Consider the following 25,817-nt stretch of genomic DNA (forward strand, 5'->3'; position numbering starts at 1 on the left):
CGGAAATCACGGATGCCCATCTCTTTTTTCTCTCATCGAACCAGTTTCAACTCCTCAATCAACCTCGGGCATTTACCCCATTTATCGATCATGAAAAGGACATAGCGGATATCTACGCCGATGCAACGTTGCAAATCCGGTTCAAAAGCGATATCACCACTCATCGCCTCCCAGTTACCGTCGAAAGCAAGTCCAATCAAACGGGCGTTCTTATCGAATACCGGGCTACCGGAATTACCACCCGTGATATCATTGTTCGAGAGGAAGCACAGCTGCAATTCCCCTTTTTCATTCGCGTAAGGTCCGAAATCACGGCTACGAACCAGATCCAGTATCTCCGGTTGTACCCAGAACTCATCGCTCGTCGGGTCCTCTTTCTCTAGGATACCTTTATCCGTTGAGTAATAATTGTACCATGCGGCATCATAAGGACGATACCCTCCGATAGAACCATAGCTCAAACGCATCGTGAAATTAGCGTCGGAAGACAAGGCTTTCTCCGGATACATCTCCTTCAAGCCCGCGAAATACAAACGTTCTCCCTTAGCGATATCATACTCCGCATCACCCATCAACTGCTGTAACTGGAAGATAGACACCAATACGGACAAGCTCAGTTCCGCCGCCGGATCTTTTCTCAATTTCTCATATTGCTTCGGATTTCTCAACATCTCGGCGATCTTGTCGTACGACAATAAGGAAGTCTTCTTAAATACATCCGCCGCATATTTCTCATAATTTCCTTTATACTTCTTATCAACGCTCGTATAAATATCCGGCAAGAACTCCGGAGATACACGTTCTTTCGCGATCTTCATCATCGCGGCCAGTACCTTCTGATCCAAAGACGGCTCGTAATCCTTGAAGAACGGTTGGATACGATCCTCTAAAAAGACAGTAATCTCTTCCGGGGTAGCTCCTTCAATATCCACCGATTGCACCATACGGGCCAAACGAATAATCTCCGCTCCACTAGAAAACGCCTCATTCAAATAGGTCAAAGCCTCTCTATATTTATTGGTCGAGGTATATCCTTTTTCCAGCAAATTCAAGACCTCGCCATATTTAGCGCCCCGGGCCTGATCTTTCGCTACCCAATCAGCGAAGGCCGTCTCCTCCGCACGTTTACGTTCGATCACGTTTAGATTCGCCAATCCTTTATTCATACCGATCGAGTTCTTCCAATAATTGGAGCTTCCCGCATACTTAGAGGCATATTTGATACGTACGGCGTCGCTAGCCAACATCGCCTCTTTCCAGATGCCCTGCTTGATGCCACGCACCTCGATACGGGGCTTATTACTATTCTCGATACGCTGTTGCACGCCCCAAGAGCACAAATAACGATCCGTGCTTCCCGGAAAACCGATTGTCATGGCATAATCTTTATCTTGATAGCCTTGCATAGACACCTCCGCTACATATCTCGGGGTATAAGGCTTATTATCCGCATTGTATTCCGCCGGTTTATTATCCGCGTTGGCGTACACACGGAATACGGAAAAATCACCGGTATGCCGAGGCCACATCCAGTTATCCGTATCGCCACCGAACTTACCGATAGAGCTAGGCGGAGCGAAAACCATACGCACGTCACGATAAACATCGTACACTACCAAGAAATATTTATTATTGCTATAGAAAGGGACAACATCAGCCGCTAGGAACTCATTATTTCCCACGGAATCACAAATCACACGACCGATAGAATCAGCCGCCGACAAACGCTGGAACTCATCCTCGATACCGGAGATCTGGCTGTTGATACGATCGCTCACGTCTACGGTCTCTTTCAGGTAACGTACTGTCAAGCCTGGAACCGGAAGTTCTTCCTGTTTACTTTGAGAGACAAAACCATCTTTCAGATAGTCGTGCTCCACACTACTCAACTGCTGGATGGCTCCGAAACCACAATGGTGATTCGTGAAGATCAATCCCTCGTTAGAGACCGTAATACCAGTACATCCCCCACCGAAGATTACCACGGCGTTCGCCACGCAAGGATCCGTCTCACTATACAACTGATCATAGGATGGGGTAAAACCCAACTCGGCCATTCTCGCCAAATTCTGCTTATTTAATTCCTTCAGCACCCACATGCCCTCATCGGCATATAACTGGCCGGAAGCGGCTAAAAGCAACAAAGCCGCCCACACTCTTTTCATCAACTTCATTCTACTCTGATTAGTCTAAATTATTCGATTAGTAATTTAATATTTTTCATTTCCACACGAGCCGACAGCCATTCCTTGATCTTCTTACGTTCCGCATCTTTAATGATCGTCTTACTTTTCAGATAAACCAGCATAACCGTATCCGGCTTCGCCGTCTCCGTATTCACGATATACGTATTCGAGCAAGAAGCCTCGACTACATAGGGGAAAAGAACCTTCATCTCCGGGATCAACTCGGATGTCAAACGCCTATAACTCTGATATTTGTCAACCTGTCGTTTTAACGAATCTATCTGGATGGTCTGCGCACGTAGCACCTCCTCGCTATTCTTATATAAATCCTGCATCAAGAGGCTTTTCAACTCATTGATATCCGTGGCCTCTTGTCCGAAGCCTTGTTGCACGACTAAATGCACATCTTTCAATCCATACTTAGGCAATTTAGCCCGGGCGTTAGCGATCATCTCATCCGGTACCGTCTGGCCGATCAAGACTACTTTCACCTCCTTTTTCTCGCTCGTATCCGTAACGACCTTATTCAAGATTTGCGTATTCGGGAAAGTCAACTCCTCCGATACGAAGTTACGTACCCGATCATTGAAATAACTACTCCGGATCAAGTTATAACTCAAGAAAAGGCTCGGCACGATCGTGAAAAAAACAATGATACCCACGTAACGAGTCACGATCTTTTCCCGTTGTTTATCCAAGAAAACTTTCTTCGGATATTTCAACAAACGAACGACAACAAACGTAGCCAAACTGATAAAAACCGTATTGATAAAATACAGATAAAAAGCACCGAAAAAGTAATACAAATTGCCACTCGCCAACCCGAATCCAGCCGTACAAAGCGGAGGCATCAAAGCCGTAGCGATAGCTACACCCGGAATCACGTTACCCTTACTCTTTGTCGAGCTCGCCACGATTCCGGCCAGACCGCCGAAGAAAGCGATCAATACATCGTATACCGTAGGTTGCGTACGGGCAAGCAACTCGCTTTGCGCCTCGCTGATCGGTGAGATCAAGAAATATAAGGTGGAGGTAATCACGCTAAAAATAGTAGCGGTAGCGAAATTACGGAACGAACGCTTGATCAACTCGAAATCGGAGATTCCCAATCCCAAGCCGAATCCCATGATCGGTCCCATCAACGGCGAGATCAGCATGGCGCCGATAATCACGGCCGTAGAGTTCGTATTCAATCCGAGAGAGGCCACAAATGTAGCGAAAATAAGTACCCATAAATTTGTCCCCTTAAATTCGACTCCCTTCTTAATAGATTCTATCGTGTCCAGTTCATCCTCTTTGTCCTGCCTGACGTCGAAATTACGGACAAAAAAATCCATAATCTGTTTATGTAGCAATCCTTTTTCCATGCGGTATTAATCTTGTCCCATATTTATGCAAAGATATTTCAATTGTTTGTTTTTCTAACTATTTAATAGCTTTTTTATGGTGAGATTACGTATATTTGCATTTGTAATACAATAAACACAACAAGAGATTCTATTTGTATGAAACGATATCTAATACATTTATGCTTATTATTTATGTCCTTTGTCGTTTCATCTCAAACGACTACACCAGACTCGCTTAAAAGCGCCTTGCAAAAAACGACCTCCGAGCGCACAAGGCTGGAAATCCTCGCCAACTTGATGGATATCTCACGAAACGATGACATATTAGTAAACGCTAAACAACTCTATCAGGAAGCCTTAAAAGCGAATGACAATTACTATAAGGAAGCGGCATTGACCGAGATTCTCCGGCATTATATCAACACGGACCAAACCGATAGCGCAAATGTCTATATCGCCAAAGCCGAGCAGGAGCTAAAAGGAGAAGCCAGAACCAGCCTCGTATCGTTCATGAAAATGATCCAAGATACGCGCGTCATATTCTACACATCCGGTGAACCAAGAAGGAAAGTCCTCATGAATTGCCTATTCAAGCTGGAGGAACCCGACAAATTGTCTCCCTATGAGAAAATAGCCTGCAATTATGTACTTGGTATGGCTGTCAGCAACAGCGTCATGGAGGAGAACATGCTTAAGGAGGACTTCAAGCAAGGGAAAGAATATTTCGACAACGTCTTGACCGAGGCTGAAAAACTGCCCCTACGATACGCATACAATTTCTTGCCTAACACCTATTTCATGCTATGCGCCTACGCTGCCGACCCTTGGGAGAGAGGGAAATACGCAACCCGCTATCTCAATACGATCTTAGGATACTCCAATATCCCGGAGATGAGCAAACGTCCTTACGCGACTAACAAGCGCCACTTGCTAAGCGCCTACTCCAACCTCGCCATCAGCGCCGAGGCTATCGGGAAGGATTTGGCCACTTCTTATTTCCATGAGTTCCAAAAGTTATTGAAGGCTTATCCGGAGGCGGCTAGCACCACCCCGGAATACGAGCTATACTATACTTCCGCCAATTATTACCTAAACATCAAGGACTACATGAAATTCATTGAGTTCAGCGACTCCTTGATCAATTTCTCCAAACAAATACCGCTTTACAAGGAGCATGTAATCGCCTATGTATCCGCAAAAGCCGCCGCCTACGACAGCCTCCGGATGTACAAGGAGGCCTATGAGACATCCAAAGAGTATGCGGTATTGCTAGATACCTTGCGTATGCAAGAACTCCGGAAGAAAATGGAAAATCTCGAGATCGAGAAAGGGGCGAACGAGTTGGTGATCGAAAAGAGATCATTGGAATTGGAATTGCAGAAAAGCAAGAAGGAGAATTACCTATATATATCCCTATTGCTTCTAGCCTTATGCGCCGTGTTCTATATCTTTTTCCGGCTAGGCAAAATGAGATCCCTCTATCGGGCATTGCAGAAGTCTAACGAGCTGGTCTTGATAGCGAACCAGAAAGCACAAGAGAGCGAGGAGATGAAGACCGCCTTCATCCGGAATATGTCGCATGAGATACGGACTCCCTTAAACGCGATCAACGGTTTCTCGGAACTCATCACCAACGACGATATCTCCATGGACGAGAAACAGGCTTTCAGCCGTATTATCTATGAAAACTGTTACCATTTGACTTCCATGCTGAACAATCTCCTTGAGATCGCCCAGCTCGATAGCGGCAATGATTCCCTTCCTCTTGTTCCCACACGTATCCATGAGCTTTGTATACATGAGATGCAACAGGTAAAGAAATATCAAGAGAAGCCGGAGATCAACTATGTGGTGGAAGGCGATAAGGAGAATGATATGGTCTTGACCAACCGTGCTTATTTCAGTTTGATCATCTCGCATCTGCTGGCAAACGCGAATAAATTCACGGAGAAAGGAAGCATCACGCTTTCATACCATCTGGATAGCGGAGCCAATTTAGTGACCCTGTCGGTAACAGATACGGGTTGCGGCATCCCTCAAGACAAGCAGGAATGGATATTCGAGCGTTTCACGAAGACCAATGATTTCATTCCCGGCTCTGGCCTGGGGCTTTACCTATGTCGCTTGATCGTTAACCGGCTAAACGGTAAGATAAAGACAGATCCGTCTTATACGAAAGGCTCACGCTTCGTTATCACGATGCCAATCGCCACGCCGTCCAAGCCCTCCGAACCTACCGATTAACGAAAGAAACGTCCTACGTACGGGAGTTCTCGTAAAGGTAAATCCCTTTTAACCATAAACGCGATGAATACGCCTAATAAGATTGTACGGTATCCCAACCGGAGCCATTCAGACTGTATCGGGAGTGCCATGCCTGCCACGTATAACACCGTCGCCACTCCGAAATAAAGAAACGCGGATTTCAAGTCGTACTCGATCGGGAATTTCTTTTGTCCTACAAAATAGGATAAAAGCATCATCAATAAATTACAAAAGAACGATGCCCACGCACAAGCCATATAACCGTACGAGGGACCGAACAGCAAGATGATAGAGACCGTGGCCACACATCCGATCGTGGAGAAATAGGCGCCCCATCGTGTCTGGTCGATCAGCTTATACCATAAGGAGAGGTTGAAATAAATACCGAAGAACAACTCGCCCAACATCACGATCGGCACCACCCGTAATCCGGGATAATAGGCCGGCCCGACAAAGTACTTCAAGATATCGATATAGAACATTACCCCGAGGAAGATAAACAAGGCGAATATGATGAAATATTTCATCGCTTCCGAGTAGGCTTTCTTATTATCATCGCTCTTGTTTTTAGCGAAAATAAACGGCTCATAGGCATACCGGAAAGCCTGCGTGAACATCACCATCACCACGGCGATCTTGAAGCATGCGCCGTATATACCCAATTGCTCATTCGCATACTCCTTATCATCAAACAAGAATGGAAACAGGATCTTATCTGCCGTCTGGTTAAAGATACCGGCAATACCTAGAATAAGGATCGGGAAGGAATAACGCAAGATTTGTTTCAATACCGTTCCGTCTACTTTCGCCCGTATGCCCGGCAAGATATCCGGGATCAAAAGCAATAAGGTTATCAGTGTCGTAAACACGTTCGCCACGAATACATAGCCTACCCCATAATCCGGACGATAGAACCAGCTTATCGCCTCCGGATAGTGCGTATGCAACCACGGACAAGTGATCAAGAAGAATATATTCAAGATAATATTCAAGAAAATACTCAGCAACTTAATCCCGGCGAAACGCCATGCTTTCCCCTTATACCGAAGATAAGCGAACGGAATGCAACAAAAAGCGTCTACCGCCACGATACCCGCCATCATCCCGATATACTCCGGATGGTCGCCATATCCCAAGCCGGCGCTAATAGATGGCAATAAGGCGAAAACCGCTACGCTAAACAGCGCCGAACTTCCCAGCAAGCAATACAGCACGGAAGCATACACCCGCATCGGCTCTTGCTCCTCTTTCTTATTGATGAAACGGAAGAACCCCGTCTCCATGCCATAAGTAAGCAAGACCAGCAACAGGGCTGTCCAACCATATAAATTCGTCACGATCCCATAATCCCCTGTTCCGGCCAACACACGTGTGTACATCGGTACCAACATCCAATTCAGGAAACGCCCCACTATACTACTCAATCCATAAACGGCTGTCTCTTTAGCGAGCCGCTTCATTCCTCCTGCCATATCTATCTGTCTAATCAAATAAAAAACCTTGTTCCCCCACCCGGCTACGTCCCAGATGGGTATAAGCTAAATCGGTGACCTCACGGCCACGGGGCGTGCGTTTGATAAAGCCCTCTTTGATCAAGAAAGGCTCGTACACTTCTTCTAGCGTTCCGGGGTCCTCGCCCAAAGCCGTGGCGATCGTCGTTAATCCGACCGGGCCTCCCTTGAATTTATCAATGATCGTCGTCAGCAACTTATTATCGATCTGATCCAAGCCATACCGATCTATATTCAACGCCTCCAAAGAGAAGCAAGCGATCGCCTTATCGATATCTCCGTTCCCCTTCACTTGAGCGAAATCACGCACACGGCGCAATAAAGCGTTGGCGATACGAGGCGTACCCCGGCTACGGGAAGCGATCTCCCTAGCGGCGTTCAACTCACATTTTACATTCAAAATATTAGCACTACGGAGCACGATCTTCGTCAGCGTCTCCATATCATAATACTCCAAGTGCATATTGATACCGAAACGGGCACGCAGCGGACTAGTCAGCAAGCCGCTACGGGTCGTAGCGCCAATCAATGTAAACGGAGCCAAATCGATCTGTATCGAGCGAGCGCTTGGTCCTTTATCGATCACGATATCGATCCGGTAATCCTCCATAGCGGAATACAGGTATTCCTCCACGATCGGGCTCAACCGGTGAATCTCATCGATAAAAAGCACGTCGTTCTTCTCCAGCGAGGTCAATACCCCGGCCAGATCTCCCGGCTTATCCAGCACCGGCCCCGACGTGACCTTGAAACCAACCCCCAACTCGTTCGCTATAATATTCGACAACGTCGTCTTTCCCAACCCGGGAGGCCCATGCAAAAGCACATGATCCAGCGCCTCCTTACGCATGCGGGCAGCCATGACGAACACCTTCAGGTTCTCCACCACCTTCGCCTGCCCGCTGAAGTCACGGAGCGAAAGCGGCCGAAGCACGTTCTCGTACTCTCGCTCGTTTTCCGGCATCCGGGCATCCCTTATATCAAAATCATCTTCCATATTCACGTTCATTGACTTGCAAAGATAATGTTAAACAACACATTCACGAAAATAAGATGTATAAAATATTTTTCTGACAGTGAGAAAAGCATATGTTTGCTAAAAGAACACCTTTAAAAACATACTACCATGAAACTTATACTCACAATCTCTGCGATGATCCTGTTCCTGATAACGGGATGCGAAAGTGGCAAGCAACCGGCTAACGACTTTTTAACCGTGGATATCACGGCAAATTATCCGAAGAAGGAACTGATTCTTCAAGACTTTTTGGATGTGGAATACATCCCATTAGAAACGAATGAGGAATTCATAACCTCAGCCAGCATGCAAGCCATCGGCAAAAATCTCATAATCCTTAGAAACAAGAACGGACAAGACGGAGATATATTTATCTTCGACCGGACCGGAAAAGGCCAGAGAAAAATCAACCGCAGCGGCCAAGGTAGCCAAGAATACACGAATATCGGGTCTATTGCCCTCGATGAGGAGAAAGGTGAGCTGTTTATCAACAACTACTACTCGAGCCAGTTTATCGTATACGACCTGTCCGGAAACTTTAAGCGAACTTTAAAGTACGATAAAGATTTTAATTTCAATAGCGGGAAGACATACAATTTCGATCAAGACAACTTAATCTGCTACGATGAGATTGGCAATTATATAAATCTGAGAAAAAGCGCATTTTGGCTCCTGTCCAAACAAGACGGGAGCATTGTCAAGGAAATCGAACTCCCTTATGAGCATAAGATATCACCGTTTTTATCGAAAGGAGGTTGGGCCGCGGGACCTCGTAATACCGAATTAATTTCCCAAAATGGAAGTTGGGTTTTAGTAGAGCCATCTACAGATACGATTTATAGTTATTCGCAAGATCACTCTATCAAACCCTTTATCGTAAGGACTCCACCTATCCGCTCTATGGCCCCGGAAGTATTTCTTTATCCAAGTATTCTTACCGACCGGTATTATTTCATGCAAACAACAAAGAAACAATGGGATTTTGAGAAAGAAACCGGATTCCCCAGAACCGACTTGGTATATGATAAACAAGAGGACGCTATCTTTGAGTGTGTCGTATATAATAACGATTTCGTAGATCAGACACCCGTTAATATGTGGTACGAACACGGAATACTAAAGATCATCAATAACGATGGGATCGCTTTCATAAAGAAACTAGAAGCCAATGAGTTGGTGGAAGCCTACGAGAAAGGTAAGCTGAAAGGCCGATTGAATGAGATCGCAGCGGGATTGAATGAGGAATCCAACCCCGTGATTATGGTGGCTAAGTATAAGGAGTAAAAAACTTCTTACTTATTGTCTATTTTTCCAGACTTGTTTTTTATTCGTACATGTTTTTCGGAAAACACGTACGTGAATTCCCAAAAACACGTACGTGAATCCGTGAAAACATGTACGTGTTTTTACGGAAATCCGACAAGCATATTTATCTATCTTATTATCAGCGAATTACAAATCGACTTCATAGTAAGATATTATTGTTGAAAATTTACTTCTAAAGATACGGTTCCTCTCCTATATTTTATGTAACTTTGCTTATAAGTCGCATAAAATATAGGACGATATGAACCAGACAATTTATCCCATCGGCATACAGAACTTCGAGAAAATTCGCAAGGACGGCTATCTCTATATTGACAAGACAGCCTTGGTCTATCAATTGGTTACTACCGGACAGTATTACTTCCTCAGCCGCCCCCGGCGCTTCGGGAAAAGCCTGTTGCTGTCCACGCTGGAGGCCTACTTCCAAGGGAAAAAGGAGTTGTTCGAAGGACTGGCCATGGAGAAACTGGAAAAGGACTGGAAAGAATACCCGATCCTCCATTTTGACCTGAATATCTCCCAATACGACTCTCCGGATAGCTTATACAAGATATTAAACGACATCCTGTCCCGGTACGAAGACGAATATGGGACACGTCCCTCGGAAGTGACCCTGCCCCTCCGTTTCGCCGGAATCATCGACCGGGCCTACCGCAAAACCGGACAAAGGGCCGTGATCCTGATAGACGAGTACGACAAGCCCTTGCTACAGAACTTGCACGACGAGGAGATGCAAAACCGGCTCCGGAACATGCTCAAACCCTTCTACGGCGTATTGAAGACCATGGATAGGGCCATCCGTTTCGCCCTGCTCACAGGTGTGACCAAGTTCGGCAAGATAAGCGTGTTCAGCGACCTCAACAACCTCATGGACCTGTCGATGGATAATCGGTACGTCGAGATATGCGGCATCACAGAGAAAGAGATACATGCCTATCTGGAAGACGAAGTGAAGGAACTGGCTGATACCCAAATGACGACCTACGAGGAAACCTGCCTAAAACTCAAGCAACGCTATGACGGATACCATTTCACCGCCAAGTCCGAGGGTATATACAATCCATTCAGCCTATTGAATACCTTCGCTAAGATGGAATTCGGAGACTACTGGTTCGAGACCGGAACACCCTCCTACCTCGTGGAGCTGCTCAAGCACACCCATTACGACCTCTACGAGATGGCCAACACGGAAACCGACGCCGACGTGCTCAACAGCATCGACTCCGCCTCGAACAATCCCATACCCGTCATCTACCAAAGCGGGTATCTTACCATCAAGGGCTATGATCCTGAGTTTGGCATTTATCGACTGGGTTTCCCGAACAAGGAGGTGGAAGAAGGTTTCGTCAAATACCTACTTCCTTTCTATACGAGCATACAAGCCTCTAAGACCCCCTTCGAGATCGGACAGTTCGTTCGGGAGATACGGTCTGGCAATTACGACGCCTTCTTCCACCGCCTCCAAAGCTTCTTCGCCGACACACCCTACGAGGTGATCGCCGGGCAAAAGCCGGAACGAGACACGGAGCTGCATTACCGGAACGTCCTCTTCATCGTCTTCAAGCTGGTCGGCCTGTACACGCAAGTGGAGTACCATACCTCGAACGGGCGTATAGACCTCGTCTTGCAAACCGATCGCTATGTATATATCATGGAGTTCAAGCTCAACGGAACCGCCAAGGAGGCCCTGCGGCAGATCGAGGAGAAAGGCTACGCCCTACCCTTCGCCGGAGACGACCGGGAAGTCTTCAAGATCGGCGTGAACTTCTCTTCCGAGACCCGCAATATCGAGAAGTGGCTGGTTGGGTGAAAAAGTCATGTTTTTATCCAGATATACTTACTTTGCCGATACAGTATATATCCTATGCCCGGAGAAGATATACTTCAAGTGGCATCGAAGTATATTTCTCCCCCAAAAGGCTCCTCAAGTGAATAACTAATCATTTCCCAACTCGTAAGCTTACGGCTACCCCTACTCGTAAGTTATTCACTTGACAAACCGTAAGTTATTCATTTGACAAGCCATAAACAGACAGTTTACACCTAGCGTAACAATCTGTTATTCAATGCATTTACAACATAAATAAAAACCGTTCAAAAAAGTCGGACTTTCCAGCCGGAATATCCTCGCCTTTTTGTATTATCTTTATCGCCAACAAATAATACGCAGATGAAGAAAAACATTGTTTTCCTGTTAATTCTAATACCTATTATATGGATCTCTTGCGACGGAATGGGCCATCAAACCATAGACTTCCGAAAAATAGAGAACCTTATGCCCCAACATCCGGATAGCGCCTTAATGCTCCTTGAGCAAATAGAGAACAAAGAAAACCTATCCCGAAAAGATAAGGCACATTATTATTTATTGCTGACGGAAGCGCAAGACAAAACTTTTGTTAAGCATGAAACCGACTCGCTGATCACGATCGCAACGGATTATTATGAGGAAACAGACGATCTGGAACGAAAAGCGAAAGCTTGGTATTATAGGGGAAGAATCAGCCAAGATCAGAACCATCCACTAAAGGCCCAAGAGTGTTATCTAAAAGCCTTACGGGATGAAGAATCGATAAAAGATCACGCTTTACTGGGAAGAGTAAATAACTATATTGGAATACTCTACACTTTTCAAGATGTCTACGAAAAAGCGTTATCTTTCCAGAAAAAAGCTGTCTCAAATTTTCGTGCGATTAACGATTCTATCGGTCAAGCTTACGCTTCACGTGATCTAGGCCGTGTTTATCAAATGCTAGCACTTCCTGATAGCGCAATCGCTTGCTACTTAGACGCAATTGCCCTAATACGATCTTTCGATGAATGGTCTATTTATTCGGAGTTAGGAAATTTATATATAGAAAAGAAAGATTATTCGCTAGCGAATCAGTATTTAATGAAAATGAAATCATTTTTGGATAGAATGCAAGCGAATAATTTTTCTGACAATATCGATTTTTCCTTTCATGCGACATTAGGAGACTATTACAATCAAGTAAATAAATTAGATTCCGCTTTATTCTATTTGAATATTTGCAAAGAACAAACGACAAGGCTAGACACACGTATTTCCGCATATGCCACCCTCAAAAAAATAGCCTATAAGCAAAATGACTGGAAGCAATACGTCCTGTTAGATCAGAAATATACAAGTATGCATGATTCTCTTCATGCACAAGGAGAAATGGAATCTATCCGGAAATATCAAGCACTTTATGATCATCAAGAGACAGAACTAAAACTAACAAAAGAACAAGCCAAGAATGCGGTATCTAATTTGAGGATCATAATCGTTATGATAGTCTGTTTTTTAGTAATTTCGCTATCAACTTATGCTTATTTTAAACACAAACAAGAAAAAAGTCAGCTAATTCTTCGACAACAAGAAAAAGATATCCAAAACAAAGAACGATTGTCCATCTATGAAAACCAGATTCACGACTATGAAGAACAAATAGCCTTGAATGAGCAAACTTTACATTCTTTGAAAGAACATTTACAAGATCAAAACTTGAAAATAGAGAGTTTGAATACTATGCGCACGCACTTGGAGAATGAGATACAATCACTCAAACATAAAAAGCATATTCAAGAAAACCGTGCGGAAGAGATAGCTTTTAAAAATTCATCATTATATGCACAATTCCATGATAAGAAAAATTGGACACCGGCCCCGGAAGACTGGCAAGCTCTTCTCGATAAAATCGATCTCATTTATCCTACGCTTGCTTCTACATTAAGTAAAACATTACCCGGATCAACCATCTCAGAGAAACGTTTATGTTATCTACTAAAGATACAAGTAAAGCCAACAGTTATTGCTCGATTGTTATGTTGTAGCGATACAAATATTACGATGCTACGAAAGCGATTATATAAAAAAGCATTCAACAAAGATGTTCCGGCTAAGGAGTTTGATAGATATATACTTGATATATAACACTTTCACATTTATTTTTTTACAAAACTGCACAAATTTTTATTACAAAATGTGCAGTTTTATAAAAACAAGTTCATCCTTAAAGTCTTACATTTGCCTACAAGAAAATTTAATACCATGAGAAAAAGATTTGCTATTTTATTAGGGCTTATAGCTCTTCTTTCTGTGCAGTTGGTCTATGGAGATCCGGTTGAGACACGAGGGAAATGGGGGGATAAATATTATCGCTCAATTAATCCTCTTCCACCTTCATTATCCATACAAGGGAACATTTTGAGTGTGGATTTTATGAATGCGCTTGAAAACCTAACCATCACTATAACCGACGAACAAGGTACTGTAATAATGGAAGACAACATCTCTGGTGAAACAGGAGAATGTATAACTATCATTTTAAACAATGAGAGTACAGGACGATTTTACGTAAAGTTAGAGCATCAGTTAGGTTGGCTTATGGGAGAATTCATCATACAAAATAATTAGGTATTATTCTTTATCATATGCAAGCTTCAGGATTAAACAGTATTATATAGTTGATCCATCACTATTGTGATAATCACTGTACAGTGCCCCCAATGATACGTTTTTCCTGAATGCTTGCATTGAACTATGTTATTAGGAATTCTAAGCGTAACCTAACAAAAATACTAAGTTTGTCATTAATCAAGAACTAATACATATTATGATAATCTACGACCCCAAAATAGCGATTCTCCTTATAGCTTTTAATCGATCAAATATAAAGCAAGTATTTGATCGCATCAAAGTGGTGAAACCGAGAAGACTATATATCGCAGTAGATGGATCAACTAATGACACACAGCGTAAAATAAGTAAGGAAACAACGTTCATTGTTTCCCACATTGACTGGGAATGCCAAGTATTTAAACTATATCAGGAAAAAAATCAAGGATACGACAAACACTGTTTTGATTCGATTTCTTGGTTCTTCGAGCAAGAGCCAGAAGGAGTCATTCTAGAAGATGATTGTGTACCTTCCATTTCATTCTTTGGTTTTTGTACGACATTGCTGGAAAAGTTCAGACACGATGAACGCATCGGACACATATCCGGAAGCAATTACCAATTCGGGAAAAACAGGGGAGACGGTACTTTCTATTATTCAAACCTAACCCACGTATCCGGATGGGCTGGTTGGAGAAGAGTTTGGCAAGAGCACTGCCTTCACGAAAACAAGTACGACCTTTTTAAACAATTAGATTACTTATCAAATTTACCCTCTCACGCTCCATTCCAATATCGTTGGAACAGACTCTTCAATATGGCGAATCATGACAATGAAGGTTTTTGGGAGGCCAAATATGCTTACACAAACCTTATCAATAATAGATTATCGATCATTCCAAACAAAAATTTAATAACAAAGATCGCATATAATGACAAAACGCCCCATGCCATAAAGAATCATCCTTTTACAAACATCAAAAACGAGGAAATCGACCATATTGTTCATCCATCTTTCATCTGTCCGGACATAGAAGCCGATTTATATTCACAAACCAAAGAATATAATACATCTTTCGAGGAACTGTATATGCCTAAAGAATACTTTTACTTAAAAGAGCACTTTGTCACCGCAATCCGAAATAATCATATACATCCTAAAATTCCACAGATCATTCATCAGATCTATGAGGATTTAGCGGGACCACCTCCTTCTTTAGTCGAGATTTCCCAATCATGGAAAGAGCTAAATCCCGATTGGGAGTATCGGTTTTGGAATAAAAATGATATAGAGACATTTTTGAAAACCTATTATCCGGAATTTATTCCGGCCTATAATGCTTTTCCACATAATGTACAACGTTGGGACGCAATCCGGTATTTAATACTTTATAAGTTTGGTGGTCTATATGTAGACATGGATTATGAATGTACGGAAAATATCACTCCTATATTATGTAATACAGAATGTGCCATGGGATTGGAACCGGAAGCTCACGCTTTCCGTATCCATGTGCCTTACATTGTTGGAAATGCTTTTATGGCGACAGTTCCGGAGCATCCTTATTTCAAAGAGCTGATCGATACTGTATTTTGTACTGAGAAAAATAGCAACATGTACTCTGATCTTTGCGAGTTGATTCTTAATACAACAGGCCCCTGCATGACCACTCAAGTATACAAAAACAGCAATTATCAAAAGCGTGTGACATTAATTCCAGCAGAACTAATAGCACCTCTAACCTATACAGATATAAAAACAATCATAAACAATGAAACAACCAAGAATGTAGAGAGTAAGATAGAGAAGTCATTTGCCATACATTACTTTTTCGGCAGCTGGCTAAACTAATAGAAAATAACTGATAAATAGATGTTGTTATGAACCCCATTGAAGAGTCGATCTACCAATATATAAATAATATAATTGAAATTTCAGAAGAACAAGAACCTCTTCTGATTCAATATTGTAGAATGTTTTCTGCGGTTATTACTGGTAGTTTTTACGTACTAGATATATCAAAAAAACGTTTCATCTATATCAAACCGGATGATTTATTACTATGTGGTTATTCTGTAAAGGAAGCTATGAAACTTAACTTTGATTTATTTCCTCTGATTATCCATCCTGAAGATCTATCTTTATGGAACAACTTTTTAGAAATTATCCCTCAACACCTACAAGCATTACATGAAAAGCGAAATGAGATAGATCATATTTCATGTACAGTCCGCTTGATTCGTAAGAACTCTTATACTAAAGATCCACTATCACAAGTGCTCTACCAAAGAATGATTCCTGTTTGGAAGAATGAAAAAATAAGCTATTTAATCTGTTCTGTAGAAAGTGTAGCATATAAAAAAAACGGCTTCTACTTACATTACAAAAACTCGCTAACTTATGAAAAATATGAACCTGCAGTCGGTTCTTGGAGCACACATACAATGAGTCTCCTAAACGAGCGGGAACGAATTTTATTAAATCTTTCCCGGCAAGGACTAAATTCAAATGAGATTTCAGAAACCTTATGTCGTAGTAAACATACGATACAAAATCAAATCAAGGCCCTATTCGTTAAATTGAATGTTCATTCTATACAAGAAGCCATCGAAAGAGCAAACCATTGTAACCTCCTACACCCATACAAAGAAAAAAAGATCGATTTTCCAAATGAAACAATACATAGCTCCCCCAAAAAAATCAATAAAAAGTTGATGTGTGAAATACAAATATTATTAGATAAAGGTAAAAGCATCCGCTCAATTGCTTCCATGGTCGATATCGCAGAAAGTACAATTCGCAGTTGGATCATAAAGAAACTACTAAGAAGGTGAATTTCTGCGCAAAAAAAACAAAAAAAGCCCAAATAGACTATTGTTTTTGCGCATTAAATACTATACATTTGTAATATTACTTCTGTAAAGAACAAATTATTAACAATCTAATAACGAATAGTTATGGAAAAAGACAAAAAGCAAATCCTTGGAAAATTAAAGCTGAATAAGCTTAGTGAGAATGAGTTGGAGAAACGTGAAATGAGAATCCTAAAAGGTGGATCTGATTGTCCTGATGGCTGCTCTCCAAATACCAGCATATCGAATGCAACTGTTGATAAGTATTCATAATCTACTGCTATCAACATCTACGACTAGTATTATCTTATTACAAAGACTCCAAGTTGTCATATTCAAGGTCTTTACCGACCTTGAATATTTTTTGAATGTAATGCATAGAATGAACTTTTTGTTTAATTAATCTACTATAATGAAATCAATAATACATTCCACTGAAAATAACAACTTCTATTTGTATGATACCCAACGCATACTATCTATGTTAATACATCCCGAATTAAAAAAAATTCATGAAAAGTCGACAGATATAAATATAGATGCTTATTATTTGAAAAAATACTCTTATCTTGTAAATCATGGTTTTTTTGGAGAAGCAAAACCTTTTGAATTTAAAGCTAATATTAGCGAAAATAGCATAAAGGAAAATATCACTCAAACGAAAGTTATTGTATTTGAAATAACAGATTATTGTAATTTAAAATGCAAATATTGTTCACTAGGTGATTTATACAACTTCTCAAAAAAAGAATCCAAAAATATAAATATAAAATACGCTTTAAATTTCCTAAGATACATTTTCAATGTAAAACATAAAAAGACCAAATTAACAATTAGCTTTTTTGGGGGAGAACCACTTGTCAATTTTCCTGCTATACAACAAATAATAGAAGAAGCGAAACTTTTAAACAAAAACAAAAAATTGGACTTAATGTTCAATATGACAACAAATGCCACCTTAATACACAAATATATCGACTTTATAGTTGAAAATAATATAGAGTTATTAATCAGTTTTGATGGAAACGAAAAAGCTCATAGTTATCGTACCTATGCAAGCAACAACAAAAATTCATTTCATGATGTTTTAATGAATACCGATATGATAAAACTAAAACATCCTAGTTATTTCGATAAATATGTGAATTTTAATGCAGTACTAAATAATCGCAATTCCATAAAAGGAATTTACGAGTTCATTTATAATAGATATGGTAAAATTCCAAGAATATCACAATTAAGCTCAGATCATATAAATCTTAATAAAAAAAATATTTTTGATGATATTTTTCATTCCAGAAAAATAAGCGAGAAGGAATTCCAAAAGGAAGGATCTGACGTATTACCCATAGTAAGTAATCGATTGATCCCATTTAATGAATCAAAAAAGTTTTTGAAACATTATTCTCTCAATTTGTATCTTTCAAACACACTCTACTTATTGTATGATTTGATAGATTCCTTCCCAACGGGAACTTGTTTGCCCTTTCAAACAAGAATATTCTTAAACACGCACAATAACTTGTTACCTTGTGAAAAAGTTAGCTACAAAAACTTTTTAGGCAAAGTAAATGATCATGTATTTATTAACATTCCTGAAATTGTACAAAGGTACAATTCTTATTATGTACACTGCAAAAAAGTTTGTCAATATTGCTACGGAGGAAGAGCTTGCTCCACTTGCTTATTAAGTTTGGATAATCTGGATCAACTAGGTGTAGAGGAATTTGTTTGTCCAGACTTTCAGAATCAAAAAACATTTGAAGATAAACTAAATCGCATTTTTTCATATTTGGAAAAATGTCCTAGTGAATTCTTTCAAATAATTAATCATTTAATAACAGAGTAATGGAAAGAACAAGTGACTATTGGTTTATGATTGAGCCTTATGTGCATATAAACATTGCAAATGGCTATATGTTATTGTATAACACATTAGACAAAGAAACCATAATCTCTAATAATGAAAAAGTAATTAATCTATTAGAAGAATTACTTCAAGATGAAAATTGCGGTGTTACCATATTGAAAAATGAGCAATATAGACAAAATGATATACATTCTTTTATTACAAATTTAAGAGAAAAATACATGGGAGATATTATAGATATATCTTTATCTAAAGGGAAACCTATACAAATATTACCACATACTAATTTCTGCAATAAACGTAACGAAAAGTATAATTTTATAAAAAATGCCAACTTATTGCATTTTTTAAACGAAATAATCATTCATCTTGATCATATCTTAGATCAAGATAAGCTAATTGATTATTTGCAGTCAATGCCAGATAATATAACATATAGCATCAGTGGGGATTTAAAACACATTGCTAAATTTGACAAGCTTGTTGATTTTTTGAATCAATATAATTCGTCAAAAAAAATAATATGCAATTATATTAATTTTGCAATTCCAGCATCAGTATGCAAAAATATTTTTTTATACAAAATACATATTCATTTTCCTATAGATATAAAACAATTAATCATAACTACACAATCGTTAAAAGATCAGAATAATCTATTTGAACTTATTTTTGATATAGCATCTTTAGATGATTATCTAAAAGCTTGGGAAATTATCGAAGAATATCAAATTGACAAATATCAATTTAATCCAATATACACAGGGTATAATATCGATTTTTTCAAAGAAAATGTTTTTCTAAAAAAGAGCGATATATTATCTACATCAATGTCCATTAAAGACTTTTTTATCAAACAAATGATAAATAATAATGACTTTGGGAAAATCAACATAATGCCAAATGGAGATGTGCATTCGAATATAAATTATCCAGCATTAGGCAACATATGTACTCATAGTATTTTTGAGTTAATACAGAAAGAAATAGAAGAAGGAAAATCTTGGCTGCGAGTACGCAATCAAGAGCCTTGCAATGCATGTATTTATCAATGGCTATGTCCGTCTCCTTCTGATTATGAAATAATGATTGGGCAAACTAACCTTTGTCATGTAAATATTCATAATCCAAATTGTGAGAATCTTTAATTCTAAAATATAAAAAGTAATGAAAAATAAAATTATAGCATTATCTGTCCTCCTTTCTATTTTGAGTGGAGGCTGTGTAAATATGCAACAAAGTAAAGATTTGCTCACAATAGATGTCACAAAAGATTACCCTCAAAAAGAATTTGCTCTCCAAGATATATTTGATATAGATTATATCCCGCTAGACACCAGTCGTACGTTTACGACTATGGGGTATATGCAAGATATCAGTAAGGATATGATTATTGTCAGAAATCTGAAATTATCTTCAGATGGTGATATATTCATTTTTGACCGAAAAGGGAAAGGTATTAGAAAAATAAATAGGCAAGGTTCTGGTTCCGAAGAATATAGCTTTCTTTTGCGAGTTACCCTAGATGAAGAACATGAAGAATTATTTGTAGTTGATAATCGATCTAAAAAAGTATATATATATGATCTACAAGGTAATTTTAAACGAAGTTTTAAAAATATAGAAGGGGCATCCTATGATCGGGTTTTCAATTTAGGAAGTGACTATTTAATCTGTAATGATGGAGACAATTTATTTACCGATGAAATCAAAAACATATTTTATATTATCTCAAAACAGGACGGAAGACTTATCAAAGAAATTCATATTCCATATGACAAGAAAAAAACCAGTTTAATTATTAATAAGGAACAGACTAAATCTGCAAGACCTCGAAATGAAGAATTTGTTCCATTTCATGATTCATGGATTTTAATGGATCACTCATCAGATACGATATATCGGGTTTTTACTGATAAAAGAGTTGTCCCTTTTATAGCAAGAACTCCTTCCATACAATCAATGGGAACCGAGATATTTCTATATCCATCAGTTCTTACTGATCGCTACTATTTTATGCAGACAGTAAAAAAAGTATATGATTTTTCAAGTCGGGTAGGACTTCCAAGAACAGATTTAATGTATGATATGAAAGAAAATATTATCTATGAATACTCTCTTTATAATGCTGATTATGTGCATAAAGAATTTGTAAGTTTGGGTTATGGAGGAATAGCCTTTATAAATAAAGAAATAGCCTTTGTTAAAACATTAGAAGCACCTGATCTAGTTGATGCCTATAAAAATGGGAATTTAAAAGGCAAATTAAAAGAGATTGCAGCCAGCTTAGATGAGGAATCCAATCCAGTTCTTATGATTGCAAAATATAAACAAAAGAAGTAACTGCCTAGAGTAATTATTATGGAACTAACAAAAATTGCAGATTGGCTTCTTTTAAATGGGACATTAACAAAATGCCCAGGATTACTACATGGCAAGTTAGGAATAGCTATTTTCTTCTTCCATTATGCTCGTTATACAGGAAAAACATTATTCGAAGAATATGCATGGGATTTGATCATGGCAATCCAAGAACAGCTCCATGTAAATTATCGTCCAGATTATGAGAAAGGCATAGCTGGTATTGGGGTAGGGATCAACTATTTATCCTACAATAATCTTATTGAGATTGAGGAAGATTTATTTGAGGATTTCGATAAGCGGATGTACCGAGCCGTCATTCACGACCCTTTCCCTAATTACAGTCGTGATGAAGGATTGATTGGATATGGATGGTATTGGCTTCATCGTGCCAAAAGCCAAATGAGCAACGAATGTTTATCTTTTATCACAGAGAGTATCAAAAATAATAGAAATGATCTATCAGCAAATGAACAACAAGACATATATCTTTTTTTGCGTGCACACACTAGAGAATTAGAGTCGAACAGAATATTTCCGAAGCTTAAACCTAGTTTAACATTGGAGAATATGGGGTTATCTGGTGGTTATGCAGGTGAGGGCATGTATAGATTGACTGCCCTTGGAGCAATTGAGACTTCGTGGCAACAGCTTTTATAATATAAGTTGTAAGTATATTCTATCAACATACCATAAAAATGATTAATCTATATATTTTCTCGAACAAAAGTCGAGGTGGCTTATACGGAGTAGGTACCTATATTCGTGAATTGATTACCGCCTTGCGAAGTAAAAGTAATAGTATCCACATCCATGTAGTTCACATATTATGTGACCAACTTCAAATCGAAAAAAAAGAAGTGAAAGATGTTTCATACTGGTATTTCCCAGAGCCGATCTCAAAAGAATGGAATCTTCTAGATCAAGAACAACGAAAAGTTTACTCTCGGAATATTGTCTATCTACTCAGAAATTATATTCAAGACCAAAAAAATCTAGTTTTTCATTTAAATTCATACAGAGATAAATCACTTGCATTAGAACTAAAAATTGCATTTGATTGCAAAGTGATTACTGTCACTCATTTTTCTGAATGGAGTTCAGTTATTCATGATAACTTAGAAAAACTTCGAATTATCTTACGAAAAAAAGAAACAAATGAATTGGAAGATTTAATCCAAAAATCATTCGAGGAGGAAAGGACATGTTATGAAAGAATGGATCAAGTGATCAGCCTGTCAAACTATATGCAAGAATTATTGTATCACGATTATGGAGTAGATATAAATCGTATAATAATTATTCCAAACGGAATGAGCGACAAGATAAAAGAAGAAGTTGACCAGAAGAGATTACGAAAAAAATGGCACTTGTACCCAGAAGAACAAATGATTATTTTTGTCGGACGGTTAGAAGAGATCAAGGGAACTCATTTCTTGATTCGAGCCTTTCAATTAATTTTACAAGAAAGCCCCAATTGCCGTTTATGGATAGTTGGTGATGGCGATTATCAAAATTCTTTCTCCGAAGCCAATCCTATCTTCTCCAAAATAACTTTCACTGGTTTCGTTGATCAAACCTCGCTTTTTGAGTTATACCGTTTAGCTGATGTCGGTGTCGTACCTTCCCTATTCGAGCCTTTTGGTTATGTACCTGTCGAAATGATGATGCATGAATTACCCATCGTCGCAACCGCCACATCCGGGTTGAACGAGGTCGTAGACGAATCTTGCGGATTGAAAGTACCATTAATAGTATCTCCTGATAGTGTAGAGATCGACACCTCCCTGTTAGCGCAGAAGATCGTCTACCTATTACAGAACCCGAAAGAAGCGAAACGACTCGGGAAGAACGGTCGCAAACGGTATTTGGAGAAATATTCCTCGGAAGTATTCGGGAAAAACATGATCGCATTTTATAAATCCTTATTCCAAGAATGTAAATAATAATCAACGAACCTGATACTATATGGATACGCTCAATCAAATCGACATATCGATCATTATCCCGATATATAACGTGGAGAAATATTTGACGGTTTGTATCGACTCGTTGAAGAACCAAGGTGGCCTTCGTATGGAGATTATATTGGTTAATGATGGCTCGACTGATTTGTCAGGGGAAATTGCTGATGAATACGCTAAAAAAGAGGAGCGTATCAAAGTGATTCATCAAGAGAACGGGGGAGCATCCGCAGCCCGCAACGTTGGTTTGGATATTGCCACGGAAGAGTACATCGCTTTTTTAGATAGTGATGACTGGATTAAAGATGAATCATTATCTCTTTTATATGATGAGGCGGTGAAACATCATGCCGATGTCGTGATGGGAAATATGTGGCTATGTCATCAAGACGGAAGTATGGATAAACCTTTTAAATGTATTTCCAACGGATCTATAAAAGAATTGCTTTCCGGTAAAGAAAGTTTCATAGAATTAGTCAAAACTTGTTTCTATTTGCCCATGCCCTTCAAATACATATACAATAGGAAATATCTGCATAAAATACAGGCTCGTTTTGAGGAAGGCATCATGCATGAGGATGAGTTATGGTGTCCCATCGTCCTTTGCCAAGCGGAGAGGATGGTTATCACCAACATTGAGTTTTATTATTACCGCCAGAACGAAGAATCGGTCATGCATACGACAAGCCTAGCCCGAAGGCTGAAATCATTATTTCAAGTTACTGAGGGATTGATTAAATTCTCTGATCAATTTGTTTCCTCTAAGACGAGCGTTGACTTGAGAAGCTGGTGGTATGTAAACATCCTCAGGCTTTATTCTAAGGCATTCACACTACTTCCCAACATAAAAGATTCCTCATACATAGTACACAAACATTATCTGGATCGATTTTGGAGGGATTGCGGGCAAATGATTCCGGAATCTATACAAAGATGCAGAAATTATTACTACAAGGCAGAAGCCGGGCTGAAAGAATATACGGATTGGCGTGTGTCTGATTGGGTAGCAGGCGTAGATTGCCAAATAAAGGCTGGTAAAAAAGTGATGCTCGTATTCAACACGATAAATGGGGAAGATCTACAGTTGAAAATAGAGGATGTACCCGTTGATTGGGTGATAACCACCGACAGGAAATATTTCCAACAGGCGACTATAGTCGTTTTCCACCTTCCCACATTGCATTATGAGCTAGAGAATGATCAGGATAAGCTGGAAGGACAAACATGGGTCAGCTGGCATCTGGAGTCCGAAAAGGATGATCCGGGAATCAACGATCCGGAAATAAGCGAACTATTCGACCTTTTGATAAGTGACCCACAAGATAGCGAGGGTGAACAACATCCATTGCTAAGACTGTGCCGAAATTATGTAAATAATGGATAGAATTCCATTCACCGCTATAAGTTTTGAGCAAAAAGAAGAGATCACGAGAAAAAATAACCTAGTTTTGTAACTAGGCATGATTGAGCGAACGTATCGCTCCAAGTGTTTAACCTTAAATCGGAAGAATAATGAAATGGATAATCACAATACCAGCGATCCTCCTCTTTGCGTTAGCGGGATGTGGAAAAGATAAGCAATCGACAAATGAGCTTATCACTGTTGATGTTACGGTAAGTTACCCTAAAAAAGAACTAATTCTTCAAGATTTTATGGATGTCGAATATATTCCTTTGGAAACAAAGGACGATTTTATTTGCCAAGGTCTTGTCCTAGCAATCGGAAAGGATATTATTCTTGCCAGAAACCGAATCAGAGATGGAGATATCTTTATCTATGACAGAAAAACGGGAAAAGGATTAAAAAAAATAAATAGAGAAGGGCAAGGTGGAGAAGAATATACGTTCATCCAAAGAATTGTGCTTGATGAAAAACAAAATGAAATATTTGTACTCGATCATTTTTCAAGGAAAATATCAGTATATGATTTAGATGGGAATTTTAAAAGAAGCCTTAAACGAGGTGATGAACTCTATTTCTTTCATTTATACAATTTCAACCAAACAAGTTTAATAACTAATAATTATTGGGTAACAGACAAGCCTGCTTTTACTATTATATCTAAACAGGATGGAACAACCAAACAAATCCAGATTCCATTTAAAGAAAAAATATCAATGGCTGTAAACTATTCTGATAAAGCAAAGGATATATATTACAACGTGATCCCTGATAACTATAATCCTATAATTCCCTATTTTGATTGTTGGGTACTTGTAGAACAATCATCCGATACAGTATATAAGTACCAATCAGACCATAAAATGATACCGATTATAGCAAGGACCCCATCCGTACAATCCATGAATCCGGAAGTATTCCTCTTCCTAGGGATTCTTACTAACCGCTATTATTTTATGGAAACGGTTAAAAAAGAATATAACTTCGAGACACATGAGGGATTTCCCACTACAGACTTATTATATGACAAACAAGAAAAGGCTATTTTTGAATATATTGTATATAACAACGATTATTCTGAGAAAAGAGCGGTGAATATGAAATCACTTCCTGTAGACGATAAAATCGCATCTTGGCAAAGTATCGAGGCTTCCCAGCTCATTGAGGATTATGAAAAAGGGAAGTTGAAGGGACGATTAAAAGAAATTGCCGCAAGTTTAGATGAAGAATCCAATCCGGTAATCATGTTAATAAAACACAAAAAACAAACCAATCCCTAATGGTTATGAATCCAATGGAGGCTGTCTCTT

General features: G+C 39.4%; 19 protein-coding genes. 15 read left to right on the plus strand and 4 right to left on the minus strand.

The window, feature by feature from the left end; genetic code table 11:
- Positions 1–32 precede the first annotated feature (32 nt).
- Positions 33–2,165, minus strand: a complete 2,133-nt coding sequence (locus BDI_RS14555) for a S46 family peptidase (protein WP_009275523.1) — start codon at positions 2,163–2,165, stop codon at positions 33–35.
- Between the two features lie 29 nt (positions 2,166–2,194).
- Positions 2,195–3,553 carry a TIGR00341 family protein gene (locus tag BDI_RS14560; RefSeq protein WP_009016492.1) on the minus strand — a complete coding sequence of 453 codons (1,359 nt, stop codon included), beginning with the start codon at positions 3,551–3,553 and terminating at the stop codon, positions 2,195–2,197.
- Positions 3,554–3,691: 138 nt separating this feature from the next.
- On the opposite strand from BDI_RS14560, the gene BDI_RS14565 reads away from it, so the two are divergent.
- Positions 3,692–5,779 carry a sensor histidine kinase gene (locus BDI_RS14565; protein ID WP_011967061.1) on the plus strand — a complete coding sequence of 696 codons (2,088 nt, stop codon included), beginning with the start codon at positions 3,692–3,694 and terminating at the stop codon, positions 5,777–5,779.
- Here the strand turns inward: BDI_RS14565 and BDI_RS14570 are convergent.
- Positions 5,776–7,272 carry a lipopolysaccharide biosynthesis protein gene (locus BDI_RS14570; protein WP_008778664.1) on the minus strand — a complete coding sequence of 499 codons (1,497 nt, stop codon included), beginning with the start codon at positions 7,270–7,272 and terminating at the stop codon, positions 5,776–5,778. The two genes, BDI_RS14565 and BDI_RS14570, sit on opposite strands and share 4 nt — an antisense overlap.
- 10 nt (positions 7,273–7,282) lie before the next feature.
- Positions 7,283–8,308: a Holliday junction branch migration DNA helicase RuvB gene (gene ruvB, locus BDI_RS14575; RefSeq protein ID WP_011967062.1), complete on the minus strand. Its 1,026-nt coding sequence runs from the start codon at positions 8,306–8,308 to the stop codon at positions 7,283–7,285.
- Positions 8,309–8,437: 129 nt separating this feature from the next.
- Between ruvB and BDI_RS14580 the strand changes: the two genes are divergently transcribed.
- The 14 genes from BDI_RS14580 (at position 8,438) to BDI_RS14640 (ending at position 25,787) form a co-directional block, all read left to right on the plus strand.
- The gene (locus tag BDI_RS14580; RefSeq protein WP_009016496.1) at positions 8,438–9,613 is read left to right on the plus strand and encodes a 6-bladed beta-propeller; all 1,176 of its coding nucleotides are present in this window, start codon (positions 8,438–8,440) and stop codon (positions 9,611–9,613) included.
- Between the two features lie 283 nt (positions 9,614–9,896).
- Positions 9,897–11,465, plus strand: a complete 1,569-nt coding sequence (locus BDI_RS14585; RefSeq protein ID WP_011967063.1) for an ATP-binding protein — start codon at positions 9,897–9,899, stop codon at positions 11,463–11,465.
- A gap of 360 nt (positions 11,466–11,825) precedes the next feature.
- Entirely contained in the window at positions 11,826–13,592 is a 1,767-nt protein-coding gene (locus tag BDI_RS14590) for a tetratricopeptide repeat protein (RefSeq protein WP_005860541.1), read from the plus strand.
- Positions 13,593–13,709: 117 nt separating this feature from the next.
- Complete coding sequence (locus BDI_RS14595; RefSeq protein WP_005860539.1) at positions 13,710–14,075, plus strand: DUF3244 domain-containing protein; 366 nt, start codon at positions 13,710–13,712, stop codon at positions 14,073–14,075.
- 199 nt (positions 14,076–14,274) lie between these two features.
- The gene (locus BDI_RS14600) at positions 14,275–15,909 is read left to right on the plus strand and encodes a glycosyltransferase family 32 protein (RefSeq protein ID WP_005860537.1); all 1,635 of its coding nucleotides are present in this window, start codon (positions 14,275–14,277) and stop codon (positions 15,907–15,909) included.
- Between the two features lie 29 nt (positions 15,910–15,938).
- On the plus strand, positions 15,939–16,892 hold the full coding sequence (locus tag BDI_RS14605) for a helix-turn-helix transcriptional regulator (protein ID WP_005860535.1): 954 nt from the start codon (positions 15,939–15,941) through the stop codon (positions 16,890–16,892).
- A 123-nt stretch (positions 16,893–17,015) separates the two neighbouring features.
- Positions 17,016–17,183: a TIGR04149 family rSAM-modified RiPP gene (locus BDI_RS20420; RefSeq protein WP_005860533.1), complete on the plus strand. Its 168-nt coding sequence runs from the start codon at positions 17,016–17,018 to the stop codon at positions 17,181–17,183.
- Positions 17,184–17,322: 139 nt separating this feature from the next.
- Entirely contained in the window at positions 17,323–18,759 is a 1,437-nt protein-coding gene (locus BDI_RS14610) for a radical SAM peptide maturase (RefSeq protein ID WP_005860531.1), read from the plus strand.
- Entirely contained in the window at positions 18,759–19,928 is a 1,170-nt protein-coding gene (locus BDI_RS14615; RefSeq protein WP_008778895.1) for a TIGR04150 pseudo-rSAM protein, read from the plus strand. Before BDI_RS14610 ends, BDI_RS14615 begins: the two co-directional genes overlap by 1 nt.
- 19 nt (positions 19,929–19,947) lie before the next feature.
- The gene (locus BDI_RS14620) at positions 19,948–21,123 is read left to right on the plus strand and encodes a 6-bladed beta-propeller (RefSeq protein WP_005860525.1); all 1,176 of its coding nucleotides are present in this window, start codon (positions 19,948–19,950) and stop codon (positions 21,121–21,123) included.
- Between the two features lie 18 nt (positions 21,124–21,141).
- Positions 21,142–21,801 carry a lanthionine synthetase LanC family protein gene (locus BDI_RS14625; protein ID WP_005860523.1) on the plus strand — a complete coding sequence of 220 codons (660 nt, stop codon included), beginning with the start codon at positions 21,142–21,144 and terminating at the stop codon, positions 21,799–21,801.
- 38 nt (positions 21,802–21,839) lie between these two features.
- On the plus strand, positions 21,840–23,087 hold the full coding sequence (locus BDI_RS14630) for a TIGR04157 family glycosyltransferase (RefSeq protein WP_005860521.1): 1,248 nt from the start codon (positions 21,840–21,842) through the stop codon (positions 23,085–23,087).
- Positions 23,088–23,109: 22 nt separating this feature from the next.
- Entirely contained in the window at positions 23,110–24,489 is a 1,380-nt protein-coding gene (locus BDI_RS14635) for a glycosyltransferase (protein ID WP_005860519.1), read from the plus strand.
- A gap of 128 nt (positions 24,490–24,617) precedes the next feature.
- On the plus strand, positions 24,618–25,787 hold the full coding sequence (locus BDI_RS14640) for a 6-bladed beta-propeller (protein ID WP_008778896.1): 1,170 nt from the start codon (positions 24,618–24,620) through the stop codon (positions 25,785–25,787).
- Positions 25,788–25,817 lie beyond the last annotated feature (30 nt).

The organism is Parabacteroides distasonis ATCC 8503, assembly GCF_000012845.1.
In the GTDB taxonomy this organism is placed as follows: domain Bacteria; phylum Bacteroidota; class Bacteroidia; order Bacteroidales; family Tannerellaceae; genus Parabacteroides; species Parabacteroides distasonis.